We start from the raw sequence: 9,687 nt of genomic DNA, 5'->3' as shown, positions 1-9,687 counted from the left end.
TGACGACAGCACCGTCGCGATCGCAGCCGTCAGCGTCGTCTTGCCATGGTCAACGTGACCGATCGTGCCCACGTTCACGTGCGGCTTCGTGCGGGTGAATTTACCTTTTGCCATTTTTCGACTCCGAAAAAAAACGATATCAACGTACGCAGATAAGGTCGCAACGCTGCTCTTGCAACCCCTGGGAAAAACTGGTGCCCTTTGCGGGAATCGGACCCGCGACCTCTCCCTTACCAAGGGAGTGCTCTACCACTGAGCCAAAAGGGCTTTTGCCTAAACCTGCATCAAACTCGGTCTCTGGAGCGGGAGACGGGAATCGAACCCGCGTCATCAGCTTGGAAGGCTGGGGTTCTACCATTGAACTACTCCCGCATCGGGGGCACTTCAAGGCACCCAAAGCGCTAGATCCAATCGCTCTTAGAAACCAAATTCATCGCTGGTGGAGAGGGCTGGATTCGAACCAGCGTACTCGTTAGAGGGCAGATTTACAGTCTGCTGCCATTAACCACTCGGCCACCTCTCCGGCGAACCTCGAAATATAGCACGGTTTTGTGACTATGCAGAAACCCGAGCACCAAAAGGAGCGAGGGAAACCGTTCGAGGAATGAACTGCGGGCGATTATCCGCGAATTTTCAGGCCCCCTTCTGGTGCTCCTCGCGCCAGGCACGTGCTTGGCCGAAATGCCCGCACCCGATGAACGGCACAGGCGGTCGCAACGCCGAAAGTGGCGAGGGATGATTCGACATCAGCACCTTATGGCGGCCAACGTCGATCAACGCACGCTTACTCTGGGCGTGCGAGCCCCATAGCATGAAAACAACAGGCTTCGCGCCATCGGAAACATGACGGATCACGGCGTCCGTGAGCACCTCCCAGCCACGACCCGAATGGCTGGCCGGCTGGGCCTCCTCGACCGTGAGGCAGGTGTTGAGCAGCAGCACGCCATGCGTCGCCCACTTCACCAGGCTGCCGCCCGGGTTCGGGAACGGTGGCGGCGGCGTGCCGAGGTCGCGCTGGAGCTCCTTGAAGATGTTGCGCAGCGAGGGCGGCAACGCCACGCCAGGCGCCACGGAGAAGGCCAGCCCCTCGGCCTGGCCGCGCCCGTGGTACGGGTCCTGGCCCAGGATCACGACGCGCACGTCCTCGGGCGGCGTGAGCTCCAGCGCGCGCAGCGGCTGCGGCGGGAAGATCACCGTGCCCGCGTCGAGCCGTTCGCGCAGGAAGGCCTGCAGCTTCTGCCCCACGGCACCGCCGAAGAAGCCATCGACCAGCGGCTGCCAGCCCGGCGCCACCGGCCAGTCGGCAGGATCGCTGCTCGACAGCTGATCCGCGCGGCTCATGAGAACACCTCCGTGCTGCGCACTGCGGTGCGAGCTTGCTTGGGGCGGCCCGGCGCGGCGCTCATTGGAACAACGCCGCGAGGGCTTCGCCAGGTTCCTCGGCGCGCATGAAGGCCTCGCCGACCAGGAAGGCATGCACGCCCGCGGCGCGCAGCGTGGCGACGTCCTCGCGCGTGGCGATGCCCGATTCGGTCACCGCGAGGCGCTCCTTCGGCAGGCCCGGCAACAGGCCGATGGTGGCCTGGATCGAGACCTCGAAATTGCGCAGGTTGCGGTTGTTGACGCCCACCAGCGGGGTCTTGAGGCGCAGCGCGCGCTCGAGCTCGGCCGCGTCGTGCACCTCGACCAGCACCGCCATGCCCAGGCCGTGCGCGATGGCTTCGAAATCCTTCATCTGCGCGTCGTCGAGGCAGGCGGCGATCAGCAGGATCGCGTCGGCGCCGATCGCGCGCGATTCGTACACCTGGTAGGCGTCGACGATGAAGTCCTTGCGCAGCACCGGCAGCTCGCACGAGGCACGTGCCTGCTTCAGGTAGTCGATGCCGCCCTGGAAGAACTGCTTGTCGGTCAGCACCGAGAGGCAGGCCGCGCTGATCTTGCCGTCGCCTTCGGCATAGCTCTGCGCGATGTCGGCCGGAATGAAATCGGCGCGCAGCACGCCCTTGCTCGGGCTGGCCTTCTTGACTTCGGCGATCACGGCGGCCTGGCCGGCCGCGATCCTGGCGCGCAGCGCGCCTTCGAAATCGCGCGTCAGCACGCGGCTTTCGGCGTCGAAGCGAACCGCCTCCAGCGGGCTGCGCTGCTTCGCGGCGGCCACTTCCTGGTGCTTGACGGCAACGATCTTGTCGAGGATGTCGGACATGGCTTCTCTCTTGCTCCTGGATTCCTGGCTCAGACCGAGGTGGTGACCCGCACCAGCTCGGCGAGCTTGGCCTTGGCGGCGCCCGAGGCGATGGCCTCGCGCGAACGCGTCACGCCCGCGGCCACCGAATCGACCACGTTGGCCGCGTACAGCGCCGCGCCGGCGTTGAGCAGCACGATGTCGAGCGCCGGGCCGGCCTGATTGTCGAGCACGCCGAGCAGCATCGCCTTCGACTGTTCGGGCGTCTCCACGCGCAGCGCGCGGTTGCTCGACATCTGGAAGCCGAAGTCCTCGGGGTGCAGCTCGTACTCGCTGATCTCGCCGTTCTTGAGCTCGCCCACCAGCGTGGCCGCGCCCAGCGAGATCTCGTCCATGCCGTCGCGGCCGTAGACCACCATCGCATGCTCGGTGCCCAGGCGCTGCAGCGCGCGCACCTGGATGCCCACCAGGTCGGGATGGAACACGCCCATCAGGATGTTGGGCGCACCGGCCGGGTTGGTCAGCGGGCCCAGGATGTTGAAGATGGTCTTGATGCCGAGTTCCTTGCGCACCGGCGCCACGTTCTTCATCGCCGGATGGTGGTTCGGCGCGAACATGAAGCCGATGCCCGACTGTTCGATCGAGCGCGCGATCTGCTCGGGCTTGAGATTGATGTTGACGCCCAGTGACTCCAGCACGTCGGCGCTGCCCGACTTGCTCGACACGCTGCGCCCGCCATGCTTGCTGACCTTGGCGCCGGCCGCGGCCGCGACGAACATCGAGCAGGTCGAGATGTTGAAGGTGTGCGAACCGTCGCCGCCGGTGCCGACGATGTCGACCAGGTTCGTGGTGTCGGCCACCGCCACCTTGGTCGACACCTCGCGCATCACCTGCGCGGCGGCGGTGATCTCGCCGATGGTTTCCTTCTTCACGCGCAGCCCGGTGATCAGCGCGGCCATCATCACGGGCGAGCACTCGCCGCTCATGATGAGCCGCACGATGTGCAGCATCTCGTCGTGGAAGACTTCGCGGTGCTCGATGGTGCGCTGCAGCGCTTCCTGGGGGGTGATCATGGAAAGTCTCCTCGGGATGAATCAGCGGCCGATGCGCGCCGCGGGGGCGTCGGTGAACGCGAGCTTGAGGCCGAAGCCGATGAAAAGAACGCCGGCGGCGCGGTCGAGCCAGTGCATGCCCTTCTGCACGGCGCCGCGGCGCGCCATCCAGCCCGCCGCCAGCGCCCAGCCCACGTTAACGGGGATCGCGTTGAGGTTGAACAGCACGCCGAGCAGCACGAAGTACAGCGCCTTGTGGTCGGCCCCGGGCGCGATGAACTGCGGCACGAAGGCCAGGAAGAACAGCGCCACCTTGGGGTTGAGCACATTGGTCCAGAAGCCGCCGAGGAAGATCGCCTTGAGGCTGCGTTCCGCGCCGGCTGCCGCGGCCTTGCCGAGGTCGGTCGGTGCCGGTGCGCGCGACAGCACCATGCGCACGCCCAGGTACAGCAGGTAGGCCGCGCCGATGTACTTGAGCACCGTGAAGGCCGCGGCCGAGGTCGCCATCAGCGTGCCGACGCCGATGGCCGCCGCGAAGATGTGGACGAAGCAGCCGGCGGTGATGCCGAGCCCGGCGACGATGCCGGCGCGCACGCCCGAACGCAGCGAGTGGGTGACCACGTAGAGCACGTCGGGCCCCGGCGTCAGGTTCAGCAGCCAGCCGGCGGCGATGAAGGCCAGCAGATGGGGAAGATCGGGCATGGCGTTCTCCTCTCCTCGAACGACGGATCAGGCGGCGAAGTAGGCCCGGATCGCGGCCACCGCGCGGTCGACGCCGGCGGCATCGACATCGAGGTGCGTCACGAAGCGCAGCCGGTACAGGCCCGTGGCCAGGATGCCCTGCCGTTCGAGGCTCTCGATCAGCCCCGCCGAGCGCGCCTTGGCCTCGCCCTCGAGGTCGACGAAGACGATGTTGGTGTGCGGCATCTCGAGCTTCAGCCCCTCGATGCCCGCGAGCCCCTGCGCGAGGCGCAGCGCCAGCGCATGGTCATCGGTCAGCCGGTCGACGTGGTGCTCGAGCGCATGCGCGGCCGCGGCCGCGAGCAGCCCGGCCTGGCGCATGCCGCCGCCCGCCATCTTGCGGATGCGGTGGGCGCGCGCGATGAAGTCGCGCGAACCGACCAGCGCCGAGCCGATCGGCGCGCCCAGGCCCTTGCTGAAGCACACCGACACGCTGTCGAAGCACTGCGCGATGCGGCGCGCCTCGGCGCGCGCGTCGGTGCTTCCGTTCTGCGCCGCCTGCGCGGTCGCCGCGTTGAAGAGCCGCGCGCCGTCCAGGTGCCGCTGCAGCCCGTGGCGCGCGGCCAGTTCGGTCGCCGCCTGCACGTAGTCGAAGGGCAGCAGCTTGCCGCCCAGCGTGTTCTCGAGCGCCAGCAGCCGAGTGCGCGCGAAGTGCGCGTCGTCGGGCTTGATCGCCGCCTCGATCTGCGCGAGCGGCAACGTGCCGTCGGCCGCGTGGTCCAGCGGCTGCGGCTGCACGCTGCCGAACACCGCCGCGCCGCCGCCTTCCCAGCGGTAGCAGTGCGCCATCTGGCCGACGATGTACTCGTCGCCGCGACCGCAGTGCGCGAGGATCGCGCTCAGGTTGCTCTGCGTGCCGGTCGGCACGAACAGCGCCGCCTCGAAGCCCAGCAGCGCGGCGATCTTCTCCTGCAGCGCATTCACGCTCGGGTCGGTGCCGAAGACGTCGTCGCCCAGCGGCGCCGCCATCATGGCGTCGCGCATCGCCGGCGTGGGTTGCGTGACGGTGTCGCTGCGCAGGTCGACGATGGCGGTGCGGTCGGTCATGGCTTCAATCCAGGAAGTTCTTGAGCATGGCGTGGCCGTGCTCGGTGAGTATCGATTCGGGGTGGAACTGCACGCCTTCGATGCGCACGTCGTGCGCGTATCCGGTGTGCCGCACGCCCATGATCTCGCCGTCGTCGGTCCAGGCCGTGACGGCCAGTGCCTCGGGGCAGCTCGCGCGCTCGATCGACAGCGAGTGGTAGCGGTTGACGACGAAGGTCTTCGGCAGCCCCGCGAACACGCCCTCCTGCGTGGTCGTGATCTCGCTGGTCTTGCCGTGCATGAGCTGCTGCGCGCGCACGATCCTGCCGCCGAAGGCCGCGCCGATGGCCTGGTGGCCGAGGCACACGCCGAGAATGGGCAGCTTGCCCGCGAAGGCCTCGATGGCCGCCACCGACACGCCCGCTTCCGCCGGCGAACACGGCCCGGGCGACACCACCAGCCGCGTCACGCCCGAGGCGATCAGCTCGCCGATCTGCGCGACCGTGATCTCGTCGTTGCGATGCACCCGCACGTCGGCACCCAGCTCGCCGAAGTACTGGACGATGTTGTAGGTGAACGAATCGTAGTTGTCGATCATCAGCAGTTTCATGGCTTGCTCACAATCCGGTGCACGCCCTTGACGACGGGGAACACGTTGAAGTTGATCAGGAGGCCCAGCTTGAGGCCCGACAGGCGCAGCGCGGCGAGCACCTGCGCGCGATGCAGGTCGGTCAGCGCGTCGACCGCCTTGAGTTCGACGATGACCGACTGCTCGATCACGAAGCCCGCGCGATAGACCTCGCCGAGCGAGCGGCCCTTGTAGCTGGCCGACAGCGGCACGTCGCGCGCGAAACCGATCTCGCGCTCGGCGAGCTCGATCGCCAGCGCCGCGGCATAGGCGCGCTCGTCGAGCCCCGTGCCGAGCACGCGCTGCACCTCGACGGCGGCGCCGATGATCTCGTGCGAGAAATCGTTCTGGATATCGGGTGCGTTGCTCATTCCAGGCCTTCCTCGACCAGTTCGGCGGCGCGCAGCAGCGCGCGCGCCTTGGCTTCGGTTTCCTTCCACTCGAGCTCGGGCACCGAATCGGCCACCACGCCGGCCGCGGCCTGCACGTGCAGCACCTGGTCCTTCACGATGCCGGTGCGGATCGCGATCGCGACGTCCATGTCGCCCGCGTAGCTGATGTAGCCGCAGGCGCCGCCGTACAGGCCGCGCTTGGTGGGCTCGAGCTGGTCGATCAGCTCCATCGCATGCACCTTGGGGGCGCCGGTCAGCGTGCCGGCCGGGAAGGTGGCCTTGAGCACGTCGATGGCGGTCATGCCGTCCTTCAGCGTGCCCTCGACGTTGCTCACGATGTGCATCACGTGGCTGTAGCGCTCCACCGCGAAGGCTTCCGTCACCTTCACCGTGCCGGTCTTGGCGATGCGGCCGATGTCGTTGCGCGCGAGGTCGATCAGCATCACGTGCTCGGCGCGTTCCTTCGGATCGTTGATCAGCTCGACCTCGGCCGCCTTGTCGAGCTCGAGCGAGGCGCCGCGCGGGCGCGTGCCGGCCAGCGGGCGGATGGTGATCTTCTGCTCGCCCTCGCCCGTGTGCTCCTGGCGCACCAGGATCTCGGGCGAGGCGCCCACCACGTGGAAGTCGCCCAGGTGGTAGTAGTACATGTAGGGCGAGGGGTTGAGCGAGCGCAGCGCGCGGTACAGCGACAGCGGCGACTCGGTGTAGCGCTTGCTGATGCGCTGGCCCACCTGCACCTGCATGAAGTCGCCGGCGGCGATCATCTCCTTGGCGCGCTCCACCGCCGCGAGGTAGTCGGCCTTGGCGAAGCTGCGCTCGGCCGGATGCGGCTGCGTGGGCTTCACGATCGGCGCGCTCACCGAGTACTTGAGCTTCTCCTTGAGCTCGCGCAGCCGGCGCTTGGCGTTGGCATAGGCCTCGGGCTGCTTCGGATCGGCGTAGACGATCAGGTAGAGCTTGCCCGAGAGGTTGTCGATGACCGCCAGTTCCTCGCACTGCAGCAGCAGGATGTCGGGGCAGCCCAGCGTGTCGGGCGGACAGCTCTTCTCGAGCTTGCGCTCGATGTGGCGCACGGTGTCGTAGCCGAAGTAGCCGGCCAGCCCGCCGCAGAAGCGCGGCAACCCGGGCCGCAGCGCGACCTTGAAGCGCTTCTGGTACTGCGCCACGAAGTCGAGCGGATTGCCCGCGGCGGTCTCGACCACCTGGCCGTCGGTGACGACCTCGGTGACGGCCTCGGCACCGAAGCCGCTGGCGCGCAGCAGGGTGCGCGCCGGCAGGCCGATGAAGCTGTAGCGGCCGAAGCGCTCGCCGCCCACGACCGATTCGAGCAGGAAGCTGTGCTTGCCGCCGCCTTGCGAATGGGCCAGCTTGAGGTACAGGGACAGGGGGGTTTCGAGGTCGGCGAAGGCCTCGGCCATCAGCGGGATGCGGTTGTAGCCCTGGGCGCTGAGGCTCTTGAATTCGAGTTCGGTGATCACGTGTCGTTCTCCGGAAAGCCGGCCCGGCGCGCTTTCATCGGCCGGGAGCGGTCTCATTCACAAACAGAGGGGGTTGGTTCGGCGTCGGGGCGATCCGGAACCTCGGGCGCACGGCGTGCGCCGTGCAATCAAACAGGCAGCGTCGATGGCGTACGCCAGGGCCAGGCTCCCCGGCTGCCTTCACCTGTCTGATGGATGTGATGAACGAACATGAGGGCCGGAGTTTAGCCCACGAGAGCGGGGCCGCGCGCAAACCCGCGCTTCAGGGTTCGTCCGGAGCCGGGGCGATAAAACGAAAAGATACATTCGCACGACCGTTCGCAAATTCCAGAGGAGGCCGCCTTGTCCGCACGCTCGACCGCACTTCCGCTCGTGTCACCGGCGCTCGCGCGCCTGTTCCTGCTGGCCGGTCTCGCGGCGGCGCTGGCCATCGCCGCGCCGGTGCGCGCCGCCCCGGTCGAGGTCGCGGGCGTCAAGCTCGAGGACAGCCTCGAGCTGCGCGGCACGCCGCTGCAGCTCAATGGCGCCGGCGTGCGCTACAAGGCCATCCTCAAGGTCTACACGGCCGGCCTCTACATGGGCCGCAAGGCCGCGACCACCGAGGAGGCGCTGGCCGTGCCCGGCCCGAAGCGCGTGGCGATCACCATGCTGCGCGACATCGATGCCAACGAGCTCGGCAAGCTCTTCATCAAGGGCGTGGAGGACAACTCGCCCAAGAGCGAGATGGGCCAGTTGATCCCCGGCCTGCTGCGCATGGGCCAGATGTTCGCCGACCAGAAGCAGCTCAAGACCGGCGACACCTTCACCATCGACTGGCTGCCCGGCACCGGCACGCTGATCACGGTGCGCGGCGTGCCGCAGCCCGATCCCGTGAAGGAACCCGCCTTCTTCAACGCGCTGCTGCGCATCTGGCTCGGCCCGAGCCCGGCCGACTGGAAGCTCAAGGACGCGCTGCTCGGCAAGCCGTCCTGAGCGCCGCCACCGCCTCAGGCGCGCGGCGCCGCCAGTTCGGCCAGCGAATCGACGAAGCCATCGGCATCGACCGCGCGCACCGGCTCGCCGTGGTTGTAGCCGTAGCTGACCAGCACCACCGGGCAGCCGGCCGCGCGCGCGGCACGCGCGTCGTTGCTCGAGTCGCCGATCATCAGCGTGCGCGCGGGCTGCGTGCCCAGCGCCTCGCAGGTCTTCAACAGCGGCAGCGGATCGGGCTTCTTGCGCTCGAAGGCATCGCCGCCGAACACGAGGTCGAAGAAGCCATCGAGCCCCTTCTGGGCCAGCAGCGGCTGCGCGAAGGCCGTCGGCTTGTTCGTGAGGCAGGCCAGCTTCAGCCCCCGGTCGCGCAGCGCCTGCAGCCCCTCGACCACGCCCGGATACACCGCCGCATGCTGGCCGTTGATCGCGAGGTAGTGGTGCTGGTAGCGCTCCCAGCCGCGGTCGAACTGCGCCTGCGCGCGCGCCAGGGCGGCGGGTGCGTCGGCACCGTCCGCCGCGGCCACGTACTGCAGTGCCGACAGGATCAGGTGCTCCGAGCCCTTGCCGATCATCAGTTCGATGCGCTCGCGCGGCAGCGTGACGAGACCGAGGTCCTCGAGCATGCGGTTCAGGGCCACGGCGAAATCGCCGAGCGTGTCGATGGTGGTGCCGTCGAGGTCGACGATGGCGGCGTCGAAGCGGGTGAGGTCGAAATCGATGGAGTTCAAGGAAGAAAGGCTCATGGCGTTGCGAAGACTGCCCGCGACTTTACAGAGCCCCGCTGTCGGACGACGTGGCTCACCACGCCATCGCCGCACCGCCGCCTTCGCGCAGCGCGGCCGCATGGACCAGGTTGGCCGCCACCATGTCCTCCATCGCGATGCCCATGGCCTTGTAGACCGTGATCTCGCGCGCATCGCGCCGGCTCGGTGCGCTGCCGAGCACGACCTCGCCGAGCGTGGTCGCGCGCCGGCGGTCGCAGCCCGCGAGCTCGGCGCAACCCACGGGCACGGGCTCGAAGGCATCGAGCGTCTCCACGAACAGGCGCGCCTCGCGCGCGAGCGCCACCGGCAGTTCGCCCGCCGGCGGGTGGTAGCCGACCGAGGTCACGTGGGCGCCGGGCTTGAGCCACTCGGGGCGGATCACGGGCTGGGCGCTGTGGCTCGCGAGGCAGACGATGTCCGAGTCGCGCACGGCCGCCTCGATGTCCTCGCCG

The 9,687-nt window shown here is 68.2% G+C and carries 11 protein-coding genes, 3 tRNA genes and 1 pseudogene; 1 reads left to right on the top strand and 14 read right to left on the bottom strand.

What is annotated here, in order from left to right; genetic code table 11:
- From AC27VN_RS22390 to trpE, 12 genes are all read right to left on the bottom strand, one after another.
- On the bottom strand, nt 1-114 hold a 114-nt coding region (locus AC27VN_RS22390), incomplete at its 3' end, for a GTP-binding protein (RefSeq protein ID WP_296781557.1).
- 78 nt (nt 115-192) lie between these two features.
- Nucleotides 193-267: transfer RNA gene (locus AC27VN_RS22385), tRNA-Thr, on the bottom strand.
- Nucleotides 268-298: 31 nt separating this feature from the next.
- Nucleotides 299-372 (bottom strand) — tRNA-Gly (locus tag AC27VN_RS22380).
- A gap of 65 nt (nt 373-437) precedes the next feature.
- Nucleotides 438-523: transfer RNA gene (locus tag AC27VN_RS22375), tRNA-Tyr, on the bottom strand.
- Nucleotides 524-633: 110 nt separating this feature from the next.
- Complete coding sequence (locus AC27VN_RS22370; RefSeq protein ID WP_490877937.1) at nt 634-1,341, bottom strand: uracil-DNA glycosylase; 708 nt, start codon at nt 1,339-1,341, stop codon at nt 634-636.
- 61 nt (nt 1,342-1,402) lie between these two features.
- On the bottom strand, nt 1,403-2,203 hold the full coding sequence (gene trpC, locus AC27VN_RS22365; RefSeq protein WP_490877936.1) for an indole-3-glycerol phosphate synthase TrpC: 801 nt from the start codon (nt 2,201-2,203) through the stop codon (nt 1,403-1,405).
- Nucleotides 2,204-2,232: 29 nt separating this feature from the next.
- Nucleotides 2,233-3,255: an anthranilate phosphoribosyltransferase gene (gene trpD, locus AC27VN_RS22360; protein ID WP_203204166.1), complete on the bottom strand. Its 1,023-nt coding sequence runs from the start codon at nt 3,253-3,255 to the stop codon at nt 2,233-2,235.
- 21 nt (nt 3,256-3,276) lie between these two features.
- The gene (locus AC27VN_RS22355) at nt 3,277-3,936 is read right to left on the bottom strand and encodes a LysE family translocator (protein WP_490877935.1); all 660 of its coding nucleotides are present in this window, start codon (nt 3,934-3,936) and stop codon (nt 3,277-3,279) included.
- A gap of 27 nt (nt 3,937-3,963) precedes the next feature.
- Entirely contained in the window at nt 3,964-5,022 is a 1,059-nt protein-coding gene (ltaE, locus tag AC27VN_RS22350) for a low-specificity L-threonine aldolase (protein ID WP_490877934.1), read from the bottom strand.
- A 4-nt stretch (nt 5,023-5,026) separates the two neighbouring features.
- Nucleotides 5,027-5,611 carry an anthranilate synthase component II gene (locus tag AC27VN_RS22345; protein WP_490877933.1) on the bottom strand — a complete coding sequence of 195 codons (585 nt, stop codon included), beginning with the start codon at nt 5,609-5,611 and terminating at the stop codon, nt 5,027-5,029.
- Nucleotides 5,608-6,000, bottom strand: a complete 393-nt coding sequence (locus AC27VN_RS22340) for a GxxExxY protein (RefSeq protein WP_209542402.1) — start codon at nt 5,998-6,000, stop codon at nt 5,608-5,610. Before AC27VN_RS22340 ends, AC27VN_RS22345 begins: the two co-directional genes overlap by 4 nt.
- Entirely contained in the window at nt 5,997-7,499 is a 1,503-nt protein-coding gene (gene trpE, locus AC27VN_RS22335; RefSeq protein WP_093350901.1) for an anthranilate synthase component I, read from the bottom strand. Before trpE ends, AC27VN_RS22340 begins: the two co-directional genes overlap by 4 nt.
- Before the next feature lie 393 nt (nt 7,500-7,892).
- Here trpE and AC27VN_RS22330 point away from each other — a divergent pair, with 393 nt between their 5' ends.
- A complete protein-coding gene (locus AC27VN_RS22330; protein ID WP_490877938.1) occupies nt 7,893-8,471 on the top strand; it encodes a chalcone isomerase family protein in 579 nt (192 codons plus the stop codon).
- A gap of 14 nt (nt 8,472-8,485) precedes the next feature.
- Here the strand turns inward: AC27VN_RS22330 and gph are convergent, their stop codons facing one another.
- Together gph and AC27VN_RS22320 are read right to left on the bottom strand one after the other, a co-directional pair.
- Entirely contained in the window at nt 8,486-9,214 is a 729-nt protein-coding gene (gph, locus tag AC27VN_RS22325; protein WP_490877932.1) for a phosphoglycolate phosphatase, read from the bottom strand.
- A 55-nt stretch (nt 9,215-9,269) separates the two neighbouring features.
- Nucleotides 9,270-9,687 (bottom strand): annotated as a pseudogene (locus AC27VN_RS22320) (hypothetical protein); the annotation flags it as partial.

It is taken from the genome of Variovorax sp. 20P10.2.4 (genome assembly GCF_058244205.1).
Note: the sequence above shows the minus strand (reverse complement) of the source record. Positions and strands in the feature narration are given on the sequence as shown.

Bases quoted from the DNA above. Each gene is read 5' to 3' on its own strand.
- trpC (WP_490877936.1), bottom strand. From the start codon at position 2,203: ATGTCCGACATCCTCGACAAGATCGTTGCCGTCAAGCACCAGGAAGTG.
- ltaE (WP_490877934.1), bottom strand. From the start codon at position 5,022: ATGACCGACCGCACCGCCATCGTCGACCTGCGCAGCGACACCGTCACG.
- AC27VN_RS22345 (WP_490877933.1), bottom strand. From the start codon at position 5,611: ATGAAACTGCTGATGATCGACAACTACGATTCGTTCACCTACAACATC.
- AC27VN_RS22355 (WP_490877935.1), bottom strand. From the start codon at position 3,936: ATGCCCGATCTTCCCCATCTGCTGGCCTTCATCGCCGCCGGCTGGCTG.
- AC27VN_RS22370 (WP_490877937.1), bottom strand. From the start codon at position 1,341: ATGAGCCGCGCGGATCAGCTGTCGAGCAGCGATCCTGCCGACTGGCCG.
- AC27VN_RS22340 (WP_209542402.1), bottom strand. From the start codon at position 6,000: ATGAGCAACGCACCCGATATCCAGAACGATTTCTCGCACGAGATCATC.
- gph (WP_490877932.1), bottom strand. From the start codon at position 9,214: ATGAGCCTTTCTTCCTTGAACTCCATCGATTTCGACCTCACCCGCTTC.
- trpD (WP_203204166.1), bottom strand. From the start codon at position 3,255: ATGATCACCCCCCAGGAAGCGCTGCAGCGCACCATCGAGCACCGCGAA.